The sequence below is a fragment of the Micromonospora sp. LZ37 genome, assembly GCF_059359015.1.
Genome location: NZ_JCADBL010000005.1, coordinates 15040 through 35735 on the forward strand (window position 1 = coordinate 15040; position 20696 = coordinate 35735).

Here is a 20696-nt window from a genome sequence, read left to right on the forward strand (position 1 = left end):
CACCATGACCACCCTGCTCCTGCCGGACGCACCGGCGGACCCGCCGGCGGTTCAGGCCGAGCGCGTCATCACCGAGGTGCTGGCCGACCTGCGCTCCGGCCTGCACCGCGGCGTCGTGGTCGACTCGCCCCCCGGGGCCGGCAAGTCGACCCTCGTCGTCCGCGCCGCCGCCGAACTGGCCCGCGCCGGCGAGCCGTTGATCGTGATCGCGCAGACCAACGAGCAGGTCGACGACCTGATCGACCGCCTGGCGCAGAAGGCGCCCGACCTGCACATCGGGCGGCTCTCGGCGACCGACTACACGGCGACCGACCGGATCAAGCAGTACGCGACGGTCCGGGTTGCCGCCAAGGTCGCCGACCTCGGTGGTCCATCCGTGATCATCGGTACGGCCGCGAAGTGGGCCATGGTGTCCGAGGGCTGCTGGCCCTGGGCGATTGTCGACGAGGCGTACCAGATGCGGTCGGACGCCCTGCTGCGCGTGGCCGGCCGGTTCGAGCGGGCGCTGTTCGTCGGTGATCCCGGTCAGCTCGACCCGTTTTCCACCGTCGACACCGAGCGGTGGACCGGGCTGACCTGGGACCCGATGCAGTCCGCGGTGGCGGCGCTGCTGCGGCACAACCCCGACCTGCCGGTGCACCGGCTGCCGGTGTCGTGGCGACTGCCTCCCTCGGCGGCGCCGGTGGTGGCCCAGGCCTTCTACCCCTTCACCGGGTTCCAGGCCGGGACGACCGATGGCGAGCGGTCGCTGTCGTTCACCACGGCTGGGTTCGGGCATGGGCCGGTCGACGCGGCCGTGGAGACGGCGGCGGCGACCGGGTGGGCGCTGTATGAGCTGCCGGCCCGGCACACGCTGCGGACCGACGCGGAGGCGGCTGCGGCGTGTGCAGCCCTGGCGCGCCGGGTGCTGGAGCGGGGAGCCGTCGCGGTCTCGGAACGTGACCCGGGCGGAGCGCCGGTCACTGCGGATCGGATCGCGATCGGGGCCGCGCACCGCGACCAGGTGGCGGCGATCCGCGCACAGCTCGGCGCGGCTGGAGCGGACATCACCGTCGACACCGCCAACCGGCTCCAGGGCCGGGAGTACGACGTGACGATCGTGCTGCATCCGTTGTCGGGGCGGCGGGATGCGACGGCGTTCCATCTGGAGTCGGGGCGGCTGTGCGTACTGACGTCGCGGCATCGGCAGGCCTGCATCGTGGTGGCGCGGGCGGGGATAGCCGAGCTGCTCGACGCCCACCCGAGCACCGAGCCGGTGCACCTCAACGTGCCGGTCAAGTTCCCCGACGGCTGGGAGGCCAACCAGTCAGTCCTGGCTCATTTGCTGGCCCACGGAGTGAGGAGCTGACGGTGGCGAGCCGTTGCGAAAGACCGTGGGCGGGGGCGCCCAATCTAGCCGTGACCGCAGCTACACGGTCGCATGCCTCACACTACTCGTCATCTATGTCTGCACGCCGGAGGGAACGAGCATGACGGGGACGATCGAAAACCCAATCCTGAACTCCCCGCATGAGCAGCCGGACCGCTACTACGAGATTGGCCCGCAGGGCCCGACGGGGGAGATCAAGGACGGGCGCCGGCCGAGCGAGTCGTTCATTCCGATCGCAATCACGAAGAAGGGAAAGCCTCAGTTCCAGCAGGGCGCGTTCGACTTTGACGCGACCGGTGAACGGCGGGAAAAGAATACCCTCATCAACGAGATCCGGCGGGATGTCGCGAAGTGGCGTCGCGGCGGCGATTACGCTGGCGTAACCCCAATCACCCGAAAACTGCTTCAGCACTGGGCGGATTCGAAGCGGGAGAACCGCGTCATTTTCGCTCAACGCGAAGCAGCCGAGACCGCCATCTTCCTGACGGAGGTGGCGGGCCGCACCCACAGCTACACCGATTGGCGGAAGCGACTCGAGCCGCAGAACGGGGCGCACAATGACGGCCTTCCTCGGGCTGCCCTACAAATGGCAACAGGCTCAGGTAAGACCGTGGTGATGGCGATGCTCATCGCATGGCAGACCCTCAACCACCGAGTACGCGCACACCTAGGGGGGTTTGTCGGGTGCTGGTGCAGCAGGAGCCGGCCAACCTGCGATTCCTCGGCGGCACGATCCAACGCGCCAAGCTGGGTGACCCTAAGATTCCGCTTGTGTCTGTCGCCGAGCACCAGCGCATCGTGACGACCCTTCGGGAGTTGACCAGGTGGGGCAACTCGCTGCTCGACTCCGAAGGCGCCGCTACCGTGCGAACCGGCTACCTCGACGCACTCCGCTACAACGTTGACCTGACCAGCACCGTCACTAAGGATTCGCCGAATGAGCCTCGCCGCCAATGTCCAGAGGATCGCCTCGTTCATCTGGGGAATCGCTGATGACGTCCTGCGCGACCTGTACGTGCGTGGCAAGTACCGCGACGTCATCCTGCCCTTCACGGTGCTGCGTCGGCTCGACGCCGTGCTCGAGCCCACCAAGCAGAAGGTCCTAGACCTGAAGAAGATCCTCGACGAAGCCGGGATCATCGACCAGGACCAGGCCCTGCGCCAGGAAGCCGGCCAGGCGTTCTGGAACACCTCGCCGTTCACGATGCGCGAGCTACGCGGCCGGTCCTCACAGGCTCGCCTGCAGCAGGACTTCGTGGCGTACATGGACGGGTTCAGCCCGAACGTGCAGCGCATCATCGAGAACTTCGAGGTGCGCCAGCAGATCCCCAAGCTGGCGAAGGCCGACGCTCTCGGCGCGCTGATCGAGAAGTTCCTTGACCCCGCCATCGACCTCAGCCCCAAAGGCCTGGACAACCACGCCATGGGGACGGTGTTCGAGGAGCTCGTGCGCCGCTTTAACGAAGCGAACAACGAGGAAGCTGGCGAGCACTGGACGCCGCGCGACGCGGTTCGTCTCATGACGCGGCTCATCTTCGACCCGATCGCTGACAAGATCCCCGACGGCACCTACACCCTGTACGACGGCGCCATGGGCACCGGTGGAATGCTCACCGTGGCCGAGGAGACCCTTCAGGATCTTGCCGCCAAGAGTGGCAAGCGAATCGTCACCAACCTGTTCGGCCAGGAGATCAACGCCGAGACCTACGCGATCGCCGTCGCTGACCTCCTACTCAAGGGCGAGGGCGCCAACGCCGACGGGCTCGTCGGTGGCCCCGAGTATTCGACCCTTTCGAACGACGCCTTCCAGGGCCGGGGCTTCGACTTCATGCTCTCCAACCCGCCATACGGCAAGAGCTGGTCCACCGACCAGCAGCGCATGGGCGGCAAGAAAGAGATCGTCGACCCTCGCTTCATCGTCGACCACGCCGGCGACCCTGAACTCAGCCTCATCACCAGGTCCACCGACGGACAGATGCTCTTCCTGGCCAACATGGTCTCGAAGATGAAGAACACCCCGCTGGGAAGCCGCATCGCCGAGGTCCACAACGGCTCCTCGCTCTTCACCGGTGATGCGGGCCAGGGCGAGTCGAACATCCGCCGCTACATCATCGAGAACGATTGGCTGGAAGCGGTCATCGCCCTGCCGCTCAACATGTTCTACAACACCGGCATCGCGACCTACATCTGGGTGCTCACCAACCGCAAGCCCGAGCACCGCAAGGGCAAAATCCAGCTCATCGACGCCACCGAGTGGTACACGCCGCTACGCAAGAACCTCGGCAAGAAGAACTGCGAGCTCGGGCCTGACGACGTCGAGCGGATTATGCGGGCGTTCACCGACTTCGACAAGGCCGACGATGACGGCGACCGGTCCAAGGTCTTCGTCAACGCCGAGTTCGGGTACTCCAGGGTCCAGGTCGAACGGCCGCTGCGACTGGCGGGCCTCGATCCGAATGCGATCTACAGTACGGCTCAGATCAACAAGCTGCTCAAGGACGGCGCCGAGCGTGACCCGAACGCGGAACCCGTGATCACGAAGGTCTACTCCGTGGGCACTGAGCCGGACCCGTACCTCGGCCTTTTCGAGGCGGAGTTTCGCGGAAAGACCCGCGTCGTTGCCTACGCGCCAGACTCGCAGCTCCGTGACTACGAGCAGATTCCCCTACTTGAGCCCGCCGGAGAGTGGCGCGACGGCATCGAGGCGTTCATCCGTCGCGAGGTGCTCCCGTACGCACTCGATGCCTGGGTCGACGAGTCGAAGACGAAGATCGGCTACGAGATTAGCTTCACGAGGCACTTCTACAAGCCGGCACCGCTACGCACCCTCGACGAAATCCGCGCTGATATCCGCGCACTCGAAGCTGAGTCCGACACTCTCATCGCGGAGATCGCTCACTAATGTTCCAAGATCTCAAGCCTTACGCAGACTACGCCGAGACCGCGTCGCCTTGGCTTCGACGCGTGCCCACCCACTGGTCCATGCGCCGAATTAAGGGCGTTGTCGAAGAAGTTAGCGACAAGGGCCACCCCGACGAGCCACTACTCGCTGCGACTCAGTCGCGAGGCGTCATCCGCAAGGATCATTACGAGAATCGCACTGTCGAAGCGACCAAGTCACTTGAGACGTTGAAGCTTGTGTGCGTCGACGACTTTGTCATCAGCCTCAGGTCGTTTCAGGGCGGGATCGAGAGAGCTCACGCGAAAGGGATCATCAGCCCCGCATACACGATCCTCCGAGCCTACGACTCGACGACGCGAGATTACCTGACTTTGTTGTTCAAGTCGCGTCCGTTCATTGAAGCGCTCCGGCTCGCTGTCACTGGAATTCGAGAGGGTCAGAACATCGAGTACCCGCGCCTTGCGCGCGAGTCGATCCCGGTGCCGCCGATCGAGGAACAGCAAGCAATCGTCACCTACCTCACCCGCGCCCATCAGCGCATTAACAAGGCGATCGCCACCAAGCGGCGCTTAATCAGGCTCTTGGATGAGCAACGGAATGTAGTGATCAATGATGCGGTGCTGCGCGGTGTGGATCGAGGAGCCCAGCTAGCGGATTCCGGCAGCCGTTTTGTCGGCGCCGTGCCGGCGCACTGGGAGACCCTCAGGTTCTCTCAGGTCGCAACGGTGGTGCAGCGGCCGGGTTTCTCGTCTGAAGACCTGCTGTCTGTCTACTTGGGTCGCGGAGTGATTCCCTATAGCGAGGGCGGGAAGCGCGTGCACGCGCCGAGCCTCGATCTCACGGCCTACCAACTGGTCGAACCGGGGGACGTCGTGATGAATAACCAGCAGGCATGGCGGGGATCGGTAGGCGTCTCAGCGCTTCGAGGAATCGTCAGTCCCGCATACCTCGTGGCCAGACTGTCTGAGACTCTGATCGACTCGTATGCGCGATACCTCTTCGCGGCTCGACCCCTGGTTGACCAGTACGTGGTGGCTTCCAAGGGTGTCGGAGACATTCAACGGAGTCTCCACTGGCCCTATCTGCGAAACGTGCTCGTGCCAGTGCCGCCAATCTTGGAGCAAGAGGAAATCGTGGCGTACCTGGAACGCTCTTTGGCTAGGACCGATCGGGCCATTGGGAAGGTTGCCAAGGAGGTCGACCTCCTCGAAGAATTCCGCACCCGCCTCACCGCGGACGTTGTGACCGGGCAGGTCGACGTTCGCCACATCGCGGCGACATTGCCGCCGACCGACCTCGAAGGCGTGATCGTCGGGGCTGAAGGCGCCGACGCTGGGGACGATGAGGAGTCTGCCGAGTACGACGGGTTGGAGGACGAGTGAACGCGGTGATGAACGAGGAGAGCCTGGAGGCCCTCGTTGTCAAACAGATGGTTGAGGTCGGCTGGAAGCAGGGGATCATCGCCCCGGCGCTGGCCGTCGCCGACGCCGAGCGGCGGGTCGACGTGTCGTTCGCGCCTGGCTACGGACTGGACGTGCAGCAGCTCGCTGCCTTCCTCCAAGAGACCCAGCCCGCCGTCGCCGAGGCGGTCGGTCTCGGGGCGGCCTGGGCGACGGAGAGCCCTGCCCGCACGAAGTTCCTCGCCAAGCTCCAGGGCGAGATCACTAAGAACGGCGTAGTGCAGGTGCTGCGACGCGGCTTCGGTCACAGTGCCGTGCCACAAATCACCTTCTACTACCCGATCCCGACGCCAGGGAACACGATGGCCGAGGCGCTGCATGAGGCGAACCGGTGGGTCGTCGTCAGGCAGGTGCACTACTCGTCGGTTGACGCGGGCAAGTCGCTCGACCTGGTCGCGTTCGTCAACGGGCTGCCGATCGCGACGTTCGAGCTGAAGAACTACATCACTAAGCAGACCGTGGCGGACGCGGTCGCCCAGTACCAGGTCGACCGGAACCCGAAGGAACTCCTGTTCCAGCCGGGACGGTGCCTGGCGCACTTCGCAGTCGACGACAAGCGCGTGAAGTTCTGCGCGGAGCTCACGGGACCCAAGTCGTGGTTCCTTCCGCTCGACAAGGGCCAGCAGGACGGGGCGGGCAACCCTCCGAATCCCGATGGGCTGATGACGGACTACCTGTGGAGACAGATCCTCGCGCCGTCGTCGCTGGCCGACATCATCGAGAACTACGCCCAAGTCACCATGGACAAGGATGCGAAGACGGGCAAAAAGTCCCAGAAGACGATCTTCCCGCGCTACCACCAGCTCGACGTCGTGCGCCGGCTGCTCGCGGACGTCTCGGCGAACGGTGTCGGGCGCCGCTATCTGATCCAGCACTCAGCTGGGTCGGGCAAGTCGAATTCGATCGCGTGGCTCGCCCATCAGCTCATCGAGGCGAAGCACAACGGCGTGAACGCTGTTGACTCGGTGTTGGTCGTGACCGACCGGCGTGTGCTGGACGGTCAGATCAAGAAGACCATCAAGTCCTTCACCCAGGTCGGGTCGACGGTCGCGCACGCGGAGCACTCCAGCGACCTGAAGAACGCGATTGAGGCCGGCAAGCGGCTCATCATCACGACGGTCCAGAAGTTCCCGTACATCGTCGGGAGTCTGGGCACCGAGCACCGGGGTCGGAAGTTCGCAGTCATCATCGACGAGGCCCACTCGTCCCAGACGGGCAAGGCGGCGGCCGCGCTCTCCGGGGCCCTGTCAGCCGAGGGCGCGCAGGGCGACGAGGAGTCGGCCGAGGACATGCTGCTGCGGATGGTCGAGCAGAAGAAGCTGCCGGCCAACGCTTCCTACTTCGCGTTCACCGCGACCCCGAAAAACAAGACGCTCGAGCTCTTCGGTGAGCCGGTGCGCGGTGAGATGGGGAAGCAGCCGTTCCACTCGTACACGATGAAGCAGGCGATCCAGGAAGGGTTTATCCTCGACGTCCTGCAGGGCTACGTGCCCGTCGAGAGCTACTACAAGCTCGTCAAGACCGTCGAGGACGACCCGGAGTTCGACGCAGCCAAGGCGTCGAAGAAGTTGCGCGCCTATGTCGAGGGGCACGAGACCGCGATCCGCAAGAAGGCGGAAATCATGGTCGACCACTTCCATGCGCAAGTCATCGGCAAGCACAAGATCGGCGGCAAGGCCCGCGCGATGGTCGTGACCAAGACGATCGCCCGCGCAATCGACTACTACGAGGCGATCCGCGACTACCTCGCCGAACGCGGCAGCCCTTACAAGGCGATTGTCGCGTTCTCCGACTTCGAGCGGGACGGCAAAAAGGTCACCGAGGCCGACTACAACGGCTTCCCCGGCAAGGAGATTGCCGACCGGATCCAGGAGGACCCTTACCGGATCCTCGTCGTAGCCGACAAGTACCAGACCGGCTATGACGAGCCGCTCCTCCACACCATGTACGTCGACAAGCCCCTATCGGGCGTGCTCGCCGTGCAGACGCTGTCGCGGCTCAACCGTGCCCGGCTGGGCAAGACCGACACCGCCGTGCTCGACTTCGCCAACACCGCCGACGAGATCCGTGCCGCGTTCGAGCCGTACTACCGCACCACCGTACTGACCGGCGAGACTGATCCAGACAAGCTGCATGACTTGCAGGGTGCGCTCGCCCGAACTGGCGTGTACTCCGATGAGGATGTTGACCGATTCACCGCCCTCTTCTTCGACGAGGGCGTCGACCGCTCCCAGCTCGACTCGATCCTCGACCACTGCGCCGCTGAGTACGTGGAGCATATGGACGAGGACGAGCAGATCGAGTTCAAGAGCCAAGCCAAGGCTTTCGTGAGGACCTACTCGTTCCTCTCCCTCGTCCTGCCGTTCAGCAACATCGAGTGGGAGAAGTTGTCGATCTTCCTCGGCCTACTCATCCCCAAGTTGCCCGCACCTGAGGAGACCGACTTGTCGGCTGGCATCCTTGAGACAATCGACATGGACTCCTACCGGATCGAGAAGCGCGAGGAGGTCTCGATCGCGCTCGCCGATGCCGAAGGAGAGCTCGATCCGGTTCCCACTGGCGGAGGGGGACGCGGGATCGACCCAGAACTGGCGCGGCTCTCCGAGATCCTCAACCAGTTCAACGACCTGTTTGGCAACATCAATTGGGACGACGCCGATCGCATCAGGGACCGGATCACCACCGAGATCCCCGAGAGGGTGCTCGCCGACCAGGACTACGCCAACGCCCGATCGAACAACGACGCCGACAACGCCAAGCTCGCCATGACCGCCGCCCTGGCGAAGGTCATGCAGGGCATGCTCCGCGACGAGACTCAGCTCTTCAAGCAGTTCGTCGACAACCCGGACTTCAAGGCCTGGCTGACGGACACGGTGTTCAGGTCAACGTACGACAAATAGGCGACCTAATACGACAGCCGCAGTTCGTGGGGTTACCTCGGATCCTGCGGGAACGGGGACAGCCACCGCATGATCGTCTGTGCGTTATGGACAACATCAGGCCTTCCGGTGGCCGAAGGTCATTGAGTAGAGCCTGCTCGGTGACCAGGGCCCCGGCAAAGTCGTGACGGTGTCTAACTTGTGGGGCTTGGAGTAGGAGCGCCGCTTTTGGTGGCAGCAAGACGAGCATGACCTGTTTAGAAGATCATCAAGGTTCTCTACGCCATGCTGATCGTCCGAAGTGAGTCATGCCCGTGCTGCCATCATCGCTGATCTCGTCCCTGTCCTGCGCACCGGCTCTGGCTGTTGCCGAGACCGCTGGTGGGCTGCCCGAAGCGCTCGCCGGTCTGCCTGATCCACGTGCCAGGCGCGGTGTCCGGCACCGGCTGACGGTCGTGGTCACCGCAGCCGTGTGTGCGGTGGTCGCCGGCTACCGTTCGTACGCCGCGATCGCCGAATGGGTCGCCGACGTGCCGGCCGAGACGGCTGTCGCTCTGGGCATGACTGCCGACCGGCGCCCGTCGGAGGCGATGATCCGTCGGCTGTTGCAGGCCATGGATCCGCAGCTCCTGACTGCGGCGATCAGTGTCTGGCTCGCCGGTCGGGCCACCGCCACCACCTCGACGGCCGGCCGAGCGATCGCCGTCGACGGCAAGACCCTGCGCGGCTCCCGCACCCCCGACACCCCTGCCCGGCACGTGATGACTGCCTGCGACCAGGCCACCGGTGTGGTCCTGGCCGGCATCGACGTCGACGGCAAGACCAACGAGATCACCCGGTTCGCGCCGCTGCTCGACCAGCTCAGCGACCTGCGCGACGCCGTGATCACCGCCGACGCTCTGCACTGCCAGCGCGAGCACGTTACCTACCTCGCCGAGCGCGGCGCCCACTGGATCCTGACGGTCAAAGGCAACCAGCCCCACCTGCACGCCCAGCTCACGGCACTGCCCTGGCGAGCCGATCCCGTCGCCACCCGTGACACTGACCGCGGGCACGGCCGCCGTGAGATCCGCACCATGAAGATCCTGAGTGTCTCCACCGGTATCGACTTCCCGCACGCCGCCCAGGCCATCCAGATCCGCCGCCGCAGACGCCGCCTCGACCAGCCGAAACGCTTCACCACCGAGACCGTCTACGCCATCACCGACCTCCGCGTCCACCAGGCCAAACCGGCACAACTGGCCAGCTGGATCCGCGGGCACTGGTCGATCGAAAACAAGGTCCACTGGGTCCGCGACGTCACCTACGACGAAGACCGATCTCAGATCCGCACCGGCACCGGCCCCCAGGTCATGGCCGCTTTACGCAACGCCGCCATCGGCGCCCTACGCCTGACCGGAGTCACCAACATCGCCGTCGCCAACCGACATCACGCCCGCGACAGCACCCGCCCGCTGGCACTACTCGGCATCACGTGACGACTTTGCCGAGGCCCTGGCTCGGTGACGGCGCACCATGGACCTGGTGATCGATTCGTTCGCCGGCCGGTTCTGCCGGGTCGAGTCCGCCGGGCGGCGGTCGGTTTTGTCACTGGTCTGCTGGCAGACCTGCAGGTCAAGATGTGCGGGGGGTGGCTGAGTGGACCGGTCATGACCGGCCGGATGCGATGAAGCGGCTGCTCTACCGGGCGAAGTGGGACGCCGAGGCGGTGCGGGATGACGTGTGTCAGGTCGTCGTGGACCGCCTCGGTGTGACCGGGTCCCCGCGAAGTGGCACACCTGATGTGAGAGTCCGATGCCCCATGATAAAGCGGGAAACGGATCAGGACATGGGTGCGCGCCGTCGGCATACGCCGGAGCAGGTCATCCGGAAGCTGCGTGAAGGCGAGAAGCTCATCGGTCAGGGCAACGGCCTGGCCGGGGTGTGTAGGCAGTTGGAGATTTCCAAGCCGGCTCGGTGCGCGGCAAGGCGATGACCTTCCTGCAGAAGGTCGGCGCCGGCGACATGGAGAGCCGCCGGGCTGCGACTGGCCGCTGATAGGTCTTGTCTCAGTTAGGCGTCCGTGCGCGGCTGGGCGAGGATGGGGGCGGGCATTGGGAGGGACCGCGAATCGGCGTGCCGGACTGGTTCCCGTTCTCCGTGTCGGCCCCCAGTTTGAAAAGGACTCCTCAACCGGTCCAACGCCCCGGAGAACCTGCTCGCGGTTGAGGGCCCGCTGACCTCCTGTGCCAGCCCGTGAACGCCCGGCCTTGTGGCTACCGATCCAGGGCGGCCCGGCGGCTCATCTGACGCTTCTATGTTTGTCAAAGGCCGGTTCCCCGAGGTCATCGATTGGGTGAGCTGGCGGTAGAGCTCGCGGGCGATGTACCGCCTGAGACAGCGGCGGATCTCTCGGGGGGTCTTTCCCTCCGCGGTGCGCCGCTCGACATAGGTCCGGGTTCGAGGACAACTTCGTATGCGGGTCAGCGCAATGGTGTGGATGGCGCGGTTCAGGGCTCGGTCACCGCCGGGCCCCGCCGTTGGCAGGAGGCAGCGGACGTGCCAACCGGGCTACACCGGCACTTGGAGTTGCTCCGCGACCATCCGCCAGTTCAGCTCGGCGGGCAGTGGCGACACGGTGACACCCGCCCCCTGAAGTAACCGCAGGTGTCGGTCGTAGCTCGGATGGGCGGCAAGCTGCGCCTTGACGTTCGGGAACGCGTAGACCGGGATGCCAGCGCCAAGTGCCTCGTTGAGGATGCCGAGCGCAAGGGTGTCGTTGATCGCCTGGGCCCACTTGTTGATGACGTTGAAGGTGGCGGGTACAACGGCAACCTCGTTCGCCGGAGGATGGGGCTCCGGGTCGCCGGGCATCCGCCAATCGACCCGGACTGGATAGCCGGTCTGCCGCGCGAGCGCTTCCTGGTCTATCCAGGTGGCAGCGGTCGGCGTAGCGGTAAGGCAGACGGTCCAGCCGTCCTCCTGTAGTAGCTCGATCAGCTCGCCGATGCGCAACACGGGAGGAGCGGCGCAGGCGACCAGAGACAGCACGCCCCCCTGTGTCATGCGAGTAGCCCGGCCCGTTCAGCCAGCGGCCGCAGTCCCGGTGTCGCCGATCGTCGCTCCTTCGCCAGCAGGTCGAGCAGGAGGGTGCGGGCCTGGACGTTGGCATGGACCACCTCTGCGGCTATCCGCTCGGCTTCGAGCAGGTGCAGCAGCGAGACGGAACTGTCGCCGGACGACATCATCGCCGCTGCGGCCAGGTCGACCTGCACCTGTGCCCTTCGGCCAACCAGCACCGTCGGCAGCCGAGAGGTGTCGAGCCGTGCTCCGATCTCCAGCGCCCGGTTCGCGTTGCCCGCCCGAACCGCAGCGGAGACCGCGTGGATACCGACGTTCGTCGGGCCAAATCCTGTCCACAACCGGTTGCGATCAAAGCCCAGCGCCGTTGCCAGCCCTTTGGCCTGCGCCAGGAGCTGACCTGCTTCCTTCGGCTTGCCCTGTCCGGCCTTCATGACGGCAGCCAGAAGCAGCAACGCCCCCTGAGCGGAGAGCAGGTCGAGATCGCTGGGAGGGGCAGTGGTTGTCAGCCGAACGATGCTTGTCCGCACGACCTGCTCGGCTTCGGTTGCCCGTCCGGGCAGCCGCATGAGACCGCAGGCCGCCTGGTACGCCGCAACGGCCGCAAGCGCCTGGTCGTCGGCGAGCCGCGCCGCCGTGGAAGCCCGGTCGGCGGTCAGTAAGGCGGTCTCGCCGTCGCCCACCTTGGCCGCCAGCTTTGATGCCGCGATGTACGCGGCGGCGAGCAGCCGAAAAGCTCTGCTGCGACGCATTCCGGTGGACCTGCTGGACAGGTTCGTCGCCTGGCTGAGCACGTCCGGCAGCAGGCGGGCAGCGGATGTGTAGCTTGCCCGCTGGTAGAGGTTGTGCACTCGACCGACGCTTCGCCGCACTTCGACGACCGACCGAGCTGGCCCAGCGGGCGCTGTCAGGTAGCTGGTGAGGAAGGTTCGGAGGTCGTTCAGCACGTCCGGCCGGGTAGCGCCGGAAGCGGGATTACGAGTCTCATCTCCCATGGCCTGCCCTCGATGTGCTGCCACCGACACGTCGACGAGCATGCCGTCGAGCTGTTCGAGCGTAACTCCCAACGCGGATGCGATGCGGGTTCGATGCCAGGGCTGAGGATCCGTCTCAGCGTTCTCCCAGCGCACCACGGTCGACCGCTCCACGCCGAGGACCTCGGCCAAGCGCTCCTGGCTGTACCCGAGGGCTTTGCGCCGCTGGCAGAGCAGGTGTCGCTTCAAGGCCACGACCCGATCTCCCTCCGTCTGCCGCCACTGTAGTAACAGTTCGTCGATCAGGCGGGTACGGAGATGCCTCATTTCTGCGTCACCGAGGCCTCTCAGACGCTGTGGATCCTGGCCTGCTTCTTGCCGAAGCTTGGAGGCATGGCCCGGGGTGGGTGCTGGGCTCCGGCCGGTGCGGACGCGCGGCCGTACCGATCGTCCCCGCCCGCCTCGGCGCCACACCCAACAACTCAGGGAGGGACATGGACTCGGTTGACGAGATCCTCGGCGAACTACCCCTACCGCCCCACGTCACCGCCGAAGACATCACCTTCGCCGTCAAGGCGGTCACCGTGCACGCCGCCGAGCAGTGGCCCGACGGTCCGCGGTGTCGCAACGACCGTGCACCCCACCCGTGCCGACTGCACCGTTGGGACCGCCGGGTCCTCGACCAACGCGGCCTCACCGACCGGCAGGTTCGCGCGCTGATCGCCGAGCAGGAGGCGCCGCAGTGATCTTCCACGTGACCGGAGAACGCCTGCACCCGCACCACGCCCGCGTCGCCTCCTTCGACACCCGCTGGCGCGGCCTCGACCCCGCTCAGGTACACGACTACCTCAACCGGGTAGCCGACGAACTCGAACGCCTCCACCGCGAGCTGACCACGGCGAACACCGAGGCCGAACGCATCCGCCAGGCGCTGCGGCAGTGGCAGTCACGGCACACTGGCTGCCGCCATACAGATCCAGGTCCACTGAACAGTCGGTGGCAGCGATGACTTCGCCCCGCTGGATCATCCACCTTCCCACCACCCTGACCAGCCTCGACGGGGCCATCACCCTCGCCGCAGCCCTACGCGACTCGCTGGGTCACGTCACCGCCATCGACTTCGGCGAGACCACCCTCAGCGAGGAGGATCAGCAGTTCCTGCGTACCCGAATCTGGTGTGACGCCAAGCTCGACGGGGCCGGCCGCTGCCGACGCCGCGACGACCACGACGGCTCGTGCGGGGCCACGGATGAGGGTCCACGCCGGTAGCGTCCGAGGCTGCCCGACACCACGCCCGACGATCTGCTGGCCGGCTTCACGGCTCCCCAGCCGTACACCATGGAGGCCGTCGCCGACGCACCCCGCGCCCCCGGCGTGCACGTGGTCCTCGACGGCGCTGTGGTCATCTTCGTTGGCAGGACCAGGCGGGGTCTGCGGGATCGCCTCCGGCAGCACCTGAACGGCAGCCGCGACTCGTCGGTGTTGCACGACCAGGTCGGCCAGGAGCTCGACACCCCGGACAACGCGGCGTCCGCTGCTGACATCGCCGAATGGCTGGGCCGGTGCGAGGTCCGCTGGCAGGAGACCGACAACCCGGAGGTTACGAAGGAAGCCCTCGTCGTCGCCTTCAAGCCGCGATTCAACCGGCAGGTGCCGAAGCCACGTGACGCGGAGGGTGGCGAATAGCGGAGCGGCGCGTGGGTGACTGCCCCAAGCCGGAACGGCTCCGTCCTCCGACCTTCGGCGCGGATCGATCTCCATACGGCTGAACGGTCCCGCCGAGACTGTCGAAGCGTGCCTATGCTCTCGGCATCGGGCGAGGCTGCGGTTGAGGGCCGGTCGCGTGGGGCGACTTCGAGGGGCGCGCGTGGGATTCAACGTCGGTGACATCGTTGCCGTTCAAGCCGACCCCAGTCGAGTCGGGCCGGTCATCCAGATTCTGCAGAGCGTCGATGGCTTCGGCCGCTACCGCGTCTTCCACGAAGCGGGAAGCATGCGCGAGTACGCAGAGGACCAGCTGGTGCTCGCAGCGGCGCAACAGGAGGCGCCGACCGGCGGCCTGTCTCCCGAGGAGTTCCGCGCCCGCCTGGTGGCCGCCCGGCTCAGTCACCCGCTCACCGATCACGTCTATTCGCTGCGGGCAGCGCGGATCAAGTACGTGCCGTTTCAGTTCCGGCCGCTCCTGCGCCTCGCCCGCGCCGACGAGCCGCGGCTGCTCATTGCCGACGACGTCGGCGTCGGCAAGACCATCGAAGCGGGCTTGATCATGAAGGAGTTGGCTGCCCGCCAGCCGCTGGACCACGTGCTCGTCCTCTGCCCCAAGGCGCTCACGGTCAAGTGGCGCGAAGAGATGCGCCGCTTCGACGAGGACTTCCGGGTGCTCGACTCGTCGACCTTGCGCTACTGCCTCAACGAGGCTCACCTGGACGGCGCCTGGCCCGAGGAGTACCGACGGGCAATCGTGCACTATGAGCTCTTCGCCCGCACGGCATACCTGAAGGGGGATGCCAAGCGGAAGAAGAACAAGGGCCTGCGCGAGCTGGACCCGCCGCCCGCCTTCGACCTGGTCATCGCCGACGAGGCCCACCACCTGCGTACGCCGGGCACGAACTCGCACGAGCTCGCCGAGTACCTCAGCGAGATCAGCACCGCCCTCGTCCTGCTCTCGGCCACACCGGTACAGACGCAGGCCCAGGACCTGTTCACTCTGCTCAACCTGCTCCGCCCCGACCTGTTTCCGGACCGGCAGACGTTCTTCGAGGTTGTCGAGCCCAACCGACACCTCAACGCCGCCGTACGGGCACTGCGCAGCGGTGCGCCCGCCGCCGCCAAGGAGGCGCTCAAGGAGCTGGACACCGCGGCGTACACCACCTGGGGCCGGCAGGCGATCGCGATCGACCCCCGGTACGACGACGTGCGCAGGCGTCTGGACGCGACCACCTTGACCACCGACGACCGGGTCCGCTGCGTGCGCGAAATCGAGGAGCTGAACACTCTCGCGCCACTGGTGAACCGCACCCGCCGACGGGACATCGGAGGGTTCACCATCCGTGAGCCCCACACCGTATCGGTGCCGTTCACCCCGGTGCAGCGCCAGTTCTACGACCGCCTGCTGGAAGCCCGCCGCGACCAACTGCTCACCCGCTACAACCCGGTCGTGGTCCGCCTGATTCTCGACACCCTCGAGCGGCAGGCATCGAGCTGCCTGCCCGCACTCGCCCGACGCATCGTGGCGGCCGGCGAGCCGGCCATCACGGATCTGACCGACGCCCCCGAGGCCCAACCGGACGAAGCTCCGCCGAGGCTTCCCCTCCCGACGGACCCGAACCTACGGGGGCTGGCCCGTCAACTGCCGCCGGACGACCCCAAACTCGAGCGGCTCCTCCAGGCCGTCCGCGACGCCCGCGCCATCGACGGTCCCGGAAAGCTCCTCGTCTTCTCGTTCTTCCTCGGCACCCTTGACTACCTCGCCGAGCACCTGACGGCGGCCGGCGTCCGCGTCGGGGTCGTCACCGGACGAGTAGCCGAGCCCGACCGGCAGCGCCTGCGGGACCGCTTTCGCCTCGACCGGGAAAATGCGGAGGCCATCGACGTCCTGCTCTCCAGCGAGGTCGGCTGCGAGGGCCTCGACTACGAGTTCTGTGATCGGCTCGTCAACTACGACATCCCCTGGAACCCCATGCGGATCGAGCAGCGCATCGGCCGCATCGACCGGTTCGGGCAGCGCAGCCCGAAAGTGCTGATCCTCAATTTCGTGACCCCCGACACCGTCGAGGAGCGGGTGTTCTACCGCTGCTGGGACCGGCTGGACCTCTTCCGGGACACCGTCGGTGACCTTGAAGGCGTGCTCGGCGAGATGACGCAGGACCTGGCGGCCATCGCCACCAGCCCCGACCTGACGCCGGCTCAGATGGAGGAGCGGGCTCGACAGCTCGCCGACAACGCCGTCCGCCTGGTCGCCGAAACCCGGGGCGTCGAGGACGCGAGCCAGGACCTGCTTGGCGTGGACGACAGCCTCACCCAGGACCTCGACGCCCTCGTCGAAGAGGGCCGGGCGGTCACCGAACAGCAGCTGGAGGAGTTGGTCCGCGCGTACCTGACGCGGCCCCCTTTCTCCGGACAACTGGACCGGCTGTCCGAGGATGAGCTGCGGCTCCGACTGCCCCAGTCCGCTCGGTCAGAATTGCTCGCCGCCATCAGTCGAAACGAGGCGAGGCTCGGCGGCGGCCGGCCCGTCCAGCAGCTGCGCCACTGGCTCAACGAGAAGGACAGCGGACTGCGGCTGACCTTCTCCGACGAGGCAGCCAGCCGGGATCGGTCGGTCACCTTCCTGACCGCCACCCATCCGCTCGTTCGCCTCGCGGTGGTGGCCCTCGCGCCAACTCAGGACCAGCAGCTGCGTGCGCAGCTTCGGGTCGTCGATCCGGATCTGCCGGAAGGCCCCTACGTCTTCGCCTGCGACACCTGGGAGACGATCGCCGTGCGGCCGGAGTTCCGCACCGTCTCGTTCGTCATGGACGCGGCCCGACTGACGGCCAGCAAGATCGTGGAGCGTCGCCTCTTCGCGCTGCTCGCCAACGCGCTGCCCGGGGAGGGCGAGCCCGCCGATGACCTGCGGGAGGCGGGAGCGGCACTTGACAGGTACGCCGAGCAGCGCCGCCGAGACGCCGCCAGGGACGCCCACGCCCTCAACCAGGTGCTGCTGGCCCGCCATACCGGAAGCCTCGAAGCTCACCACCAACGAAGCCGGCAGCGCCTTGACGATCGCCTCATCAACGAGACGGAGCCTCGAATGCGGACCATGCTCACGGCACAACGAGCACGCGCCGTTCGGAAGTTCGAGCAGCGCCGTGAGCAACTGGAAGAACGACGCCGGGTGGACATCGTCAGCCATCGGATCGCGGAGGGAGTGTTGACGATCAGCCATGCCGAGTGACTACACGCGCATCCGCGAGGACAACATCCGGGAGTACGGCGAGGGCACCCGCCACCTGGACTTCCTGCAACGGCTGTACGCCGACCGCACCCACTTCATCCTCGAGCTGCTCCAAAACGCCGAGGACGCCCGGGCGTCGCACGTCACGTTCACCCTGCACCTGGACCGACTCGTCGTCGAGCACGACGGCCGCCCGTTCAACGAGCGCGACGTCCGGGGCATCTGCGGGGTCGACGCCTCCACCAAGACCAGCGAGCTGACCAGCATCGGCAAGTTTGGCATCGGCTTCAAGTCCGTCTACGCCTACACCCTCGCACCCACGGTGCACTCCGGCTCGGAGCACTTCCGCATCCGCCACTACGTGCGCCCCGAGGCCGCAGACGTCCCGCCCGACCTTCCCGCCGGCCTCACTCGGTTTGAATTTCCCTTCGACCGCGACAATGTGCCTGTCGAGACCGCGTACACCGAGATCGGCGCCGGTCTGAAGAGGTTTGATCCGGTGGCCTTGCTGTTCCTTCAGCATGTGCGGCGGGTCAGCGTGCAAGGAGCCAGCGGAGCGGTCACGTTCTCCCGGCTCGACCAGGGCGAGTTGTCGCCAGACGTGGAGCTGGTCGTCCGCCAGAACGATCGGGTGATCAACCACCAGTACTGGGAGGTTTTCCGCCGGGGCTTGGACGGCATCGGCCACCCGGGCCGGCGGGTCGAGATGGCGTTCAAGCGGACGAGTGAGGCACCGGACGCCCCCGTCGAGCGCATCCCCCACGCGCCGCTGGTGGTGTACTTCCCCACCGACAAGCCGAGCGGCCTGGGGTTCCTGTTGCAGGCGCCGCTGCGAACGACCCCGGCACGGGACAACATCCCGGAGCGGGATCCGGACAACGCCCGAGTCATCGTGGAAGCCGGCCACCTGCTGATCGAGGCTCTCGAGGAGCTGCGCCGTAAGGGGCGTCTTGGGATCGACGTGTTCGACGTCCTGCCCATCACGGCGGTGGACTTCCCCGAAGGTTCCCTGTTGCGACCGCTGTTCGACGCACTTCTCGAGGCGGTGCGGACCCGACCGCTTCTTCCGGTCGCCGGGCCGTTGGGCCATGCTCCCGCTACGCGGATGCGTCTTGCGCGGAGCGCGGGCCTGCGTGAGTTGTTGACACCGGAGCAGCTCGGTGCCCTGGAGGGGACGGGCGAGCCGCTGCAATGGCAACCGGCCCGGCTCACCCGGGAACGGAATCGCGACCTGTGGGACTACCTGCACGACGTCGTGGACATCGACGAGTTCGACGCCGAGTGGCTCGTCGACCAACTCGACAGGACGTTTCTGGAGTCAGCTCAGGACGCGTGGCTCGTTCAGCTGTACCGGTTCCTCGCCCAGAGCCCCGCACTGTGGCGTAGGCCGCGGCCGCCCTGGAACCGGCCGGGACCCGCGCGGGAGCTACCGCTGATCCGGCTGAACGACGGCCGCCATGTGGTGCCATTCGGTGCAGACGGACGTCCGCAGGCGTACCTGCCCGGACCCGTGTCGTCGAGCTTTCCGACGGTGCGGGCTGAGGTCGCTGCCAGTCCAGAGGCGCGGGCCTTCCTCGAAGAACTGGGCCTGTCCGAGCCCGACGCCGTCGACGAGGTTCTCGAATTCGTCGTGCCGACGTACAACAATCCGTCCAGTGCCATTGCCGACGAGCAGCACGATGACGATCTCGTGAAGATCTTCCGCGCGATGCAGGCTGCGACGAGAAGACGCAGGGACACCTTGGTCGAGGTGCTACGCAACACGCCGTTCCTGCAGTGCCGTCCAGCTGGGGGTTCGGCTCTCTCGTTTCGGTCTCCCTCCGTCGCCTACTGGTCCGAGGAGGACCTGGAGCACTACTTCCTGCCAAGCCCGCACGGCTGGCTTTTGCACGAGCGCTATCGGCCTTACCAACAGGAGCTGAGCATTCTCGGGGTGGCGCAGGCGGTCCGGGTGCTGTCGTCGCCGCCGAACCCACTCGGGCACGTCATCCTTCGCGCCGACTGGGGCGACCACAGCCGCGGGCTGCACGGGTTCGACCCGAACCTTCGCTTCGCCGGCCTGGAAGCTGCCGTGACTCATCCCGATCGCCGGCGAGCGGCGTACGTGTGGAATCGGCTGCTGCTGCCGTACGCGAGCCGGCTGCGAGGAGTCGTGGAGTCCGCAGGCCGGCAGGACTACTCGAACAGCAAGTCCGTTGAGAAGATGTCCAAGGCCCTGGAGCTCGCAATCTCTCACGCGTGGCTTCCGACCGAGGCGGGCGAGTTCGTGGAGCCTGCCAAGCTTTCGCTGGACGACCTACCTGACGGCTTCGAGCCCAGCCAGGCACTTGCTGACGCACTCGGCATGGTCTCCTCCGCCATTGTGCAGGTGAGCGCGGAACTCAACGTTCCGGTGGAGACACTGCGCTTCGTGGCCGACAACCCGGATGTCATCGCCGAACTGAACCAGTTGCGTCAACGCCGCGAGCACAAGGAGCAGGACGGCGGCGAGACGACGGCCGGTGCCGGTCTCAGTCCCGAGGCGTACGCCGCCGCTCTGGAAGATGCGTTCGACAAGCCCGCGGCGCACGGCGAGTCGGAGGATGGCCGGCTGGCCGCGGGCGACCGAGTGGGAGCCCCTGCGGTCCGTCGGCAGCGGACCCGGGACGACATCCGCGAAGGCTTGGCGGACGAGCCCGCGCCGCAGGACCGGTTCCGCGTCATCGGGCGCAAGGTCTGGGACGGAAAGGATCCCGCCGTCCGCCAGTTCCTGCTCGAACAGTACGGCGGCCGCTGTCAGGTCTGCACCGCAACTTTCCCGAAGCGGGACAGGACACCCTACTTCGAAGTTATTCATCTTGTTTCGCACACGGCTGCCGCTTGGATTGGTCGCCCAGGGAACACCCTGTGCCTCTGCCCGACTTGCGCCAGTAAAATCCTTTACGGCGAGGTCCGATCCGAGGAACTTCGGTCGCAGATCCAGCATTGGAAGACAAGTGTGGAGGGCGGGCTCGGCAGCAGCCTGCGGATCGAACTCTGCGGCGAGCCGGTGACGATTGGCTATACCGAGAAGCACCTGCTTGACCTGCAGGAGATGATCAGGACCGATGACGTCGCACTGCGGGGGTAGCAGGCAA

At 66.4% G+C, this 20696-nt stretch carries 15 protein-coding genes; 13 read left to right on the plus strand and 2 right to left on the minus strand.

Features of this window, described 5'->3' with window-relative positions; genetic code table 11:
* Positions 1 to 4: 4 nt before the first annotated feature.
* The 7 genes from AC5L3Z_RS12550 (at position 5) to AC5L3Z_RS12580 (ending at position 10585) form a co-directional block, all read left to right on the plus strand.
* The gene (locus AC5L3Z_RS12550) at positions 5 to 1348 is read left to right on the plus strand and encodes an AAA domain-containing protein (RefSeq protein WP_494841715.1); all 1344 of its coding nucleotides are present in this window, start codon (positions 5 to 7) and stop codon (positions 1346 to 1348) included.
* 121 nt (positions 1349 to 1469) lie between these two features.
* A complete protein-coding gene (locus AC5L3Z_RS12555) occupies positions 1470 to 2171 on the plus strand; it encodes a hypothetical protein (protein WP_494841716.1) in 702 nt (233 codons plus the stop codon).
* A gap of 135 nt (positions 2172 to 2306) precedes the next feature.
* Positions 2307 to 4271, plus strand: a complete 1965-nt coding sequence (locus tag AC5L3Z_RS12560) for a type I restriction-modification system subunit M (protein ID WP_494841717.1) — start codon at positions 2307 to 2309, stop codon at positions 4269 to 4271.
* Positions 4272 to 4333: 62 nt separating this feature from the next.
* Positions 4334 to 5653: a restriction endonuclease subunit S gene (locus tag AC5L3Z_RS12565; protein ID WP_494841718.1), complete on the plus strand. Its 1320-nt coding sequence runs from the start codon at positions 4334 to 4336 to the stop codon at positions 5651 to 5653.
* Entirely contained in the window at positions 5650 to 8631 is a 2982-nt protein-coding gene (locus AC5L3Z_RS12570; RefSeq protein ID WP_494841719.1) for a type I restriction endonuclease subunit R, read from the plus strand. Before AC5L3Z_RS12565 ends, AC5L3Z_RS12570 begins: the two co-directional genes overlap by 4 nt.
* Positions 8632 to 8918: 287 nt before the next feature.
* Entirely contained in the window at positions 8919 to 10088 is a 1170-nt protein-coding gene (locus AC5L3Z_RS12575; RefSeq protein WP_494841720.1) for an ISAs1 family transposase, read from the plus strand.
* Between the two features lie 152 nt (positions 10089 to 10240).
* The gene (locus tag AC5L3Z_RS12580; RefSeq protein ID WP_494841721.1) at positions 10241 to 10585 is read left to right on the plus strand and encodes a hypothetical protein; all 345 of its coding nucleotides are present in this window, start codon (positions 10241 to 10243) and stop codon (positions 10583 to 10585) included.
* 575 nt (positions 10586 to 11160) lie between these two features.
* Here AC5L3Z_RS12580 and AC5L3Z_RS12585 read toward each other — a convergent pair.
* Entirely contained in the window at positions 11161 to 11640 is a 480-nt protein-coding gene (locus AC5L3Z_RS12585) for a flavoprotein (protein ID WP_494841722.1), read from the minus strand.
* A gap of 11 nt (positions 11641 to 11651) precedes the next feature.
* Positions 11652 to 12899 carry a helix-turn-helix transcriptional regulator gene (locus tag AC5L3Z_RS12590; RefSeq protein ID WP_494841723.1) on the minus strand — a complete coding sequence of 416 codons (1248 nt, stop codon included), beginning with the start codon at positions 12897 to 12899 and terminating at the stop codon, positions 11652 to 11654.
* Between the two features lie 239 nt (positions 12900 to 13138).
* On the opposite strand from AC5L3Z_RS12590, the gene AC5L3Z_RS12595 reads away from it, so the two are divergent.
* From AC5L3Z_RS12595 to AC5L3Z_RS12620, 6 genes are all read left to right on the plus strand, one after another.
* Positions 13139 to 13390 (plus strand): hypothetical protein, encoded by a 252-nt coding sequence (locus tag AC5L3Z_RS12595; protein WP_494841724.1) that lies wholly within the window; start codon positions 13139 to 13141, stop codon positions 13388 to 13390.
* Positions 13390 to 13653: a DivIVA domain-containing protein gene (locus AC5L3Z_RS12600; RefSeq protein WP_494842175.1), complete on the plus strand. Its 264-nt coding sequence runs from the start codon at positions 13390 to 13392 to the stop codon at positions 13651 to 13653. The genes AC5L3Z_RS12595 and AC5L3Z_RS12600 overlap by 1 nt, the downstream gene beginning before the upstream one ends.
* Complete coding sequence (locus tag AC5L3Z_RS12605; protein WP_494841725.1) at positions 13650 to 13913, plus strand: hypothetical protein; 264 nt, start codon at positions 13650 to 13652, stop codon at positions 13911 to 13913. The genes AC5L3Z_RS12600 and AC5L3Z_RS12605 overlap by 4 nt, the downstream gene beginning before the upstream one ends.
* A 69-nt stretch (positions 13914 to 13982) precedes the next feature.
* On the plus strand, positions 13983 to 14330 hold the full coding sequence (locus AC5L3Z_RS12610; RefSeq protein WP_494841726.1) for a hypothetical protein: 348 nt from the start codon (positions 13983 to 13985) through the stop codon (positions 14328 to 14330).
* Positions 14331 to 14511: 181 nt separating this feature from the next.
* The gene (locus tag AC5L3Z_RS12615) at positions 14512 to 17580 is read left to right on the plus strand and encodes an SNF2-related protein (RefSeq protein ID WP_494841727.1); all 3069 of its coding nucleotides are present in this window, start codon (positions 14512 to 14514) and stop codon (positions 17578 to 17580) included.
* Positions 17570 to 20689, plus strand: a complete 3120-nt coding sequence (locus tag AC5L3Z_RS12620) for a sacsin N-terminal ATP-binding-like domain-containing protein (protein ID WP_494841728.1) — start codon at positions 17570 to 17572, stop codon at positions 20687 to 20689. The genes AC5L3Z_RS12615 and AC5L3Z_RS12620 overlap by 11 nt, the downstream gene beginning before the upstream one ends.
* Positions 20690 to 20696 lie beyond the last annotated feature (7 nt).

Excerpts from the sequence above, each read along its gene's own strand:
- AC5L3Z_RS12550 (WP_494841715.1), top strand. The coding sequence starts at position 5 with ATGACCACCCTGCTCCTGCCGGACGCACCGGCGGACCCGCCGGCGGTT.
- AC5L3Z_RS12610 (WP_494841726.1), top strand. The coding sequence starts at position 13,983 with ATGGAGGCCGTCGCCGACGCACCCCGCGCCCCCGGCGTGCACGTGGTC.
- AC5L3Z_RS12620 (WP_494841728.1), top strand. The coding sequence starts at position 17,570 with ATGCCGAGTGACTACACGCGCATCCGCGAGGACAACATCCGGGAGTAC.
- AC5L3Z_RS12595 (WP_494841724.1), top strand. The coding sequence starts at position 13,139 with ATGGACTCGGTTGACGAGATCCTCGGCGAACTACCCCTACCGCCCCAC.
- AC5L3Z_RS12560 (WP_494841717.1), top strand. The coding sequence starts at position 2,307 with ATGAGCCTCGCCGCCAATGTCCAGAGGATCGCCTCGTTCATCTGGGGA.
- AC5L3Z_RS12605 (WP_494841725.1), top strand. The coding sequence starts at position 13,650 with ATGACTTCGCCCCGCTGGATCATCCACCTTCCCACCACCCTGACCAGC.
- AC5L3Z_RS12575 (WP_494841720.1), top strand. The coding sequence starts at position 8,919 with ATGCCCGTGCTGCCATCATCGCTGATCTCGTCCCTGTCCTGCGCACCG.
- AC5L3Z_RS12555 (WP_494841716.1), top strand. The coding sequence starts at position 1,470 with ATGACGGGGACGATCGAAAACCCAATCCTGAACTCCCCGCATGAGCAG.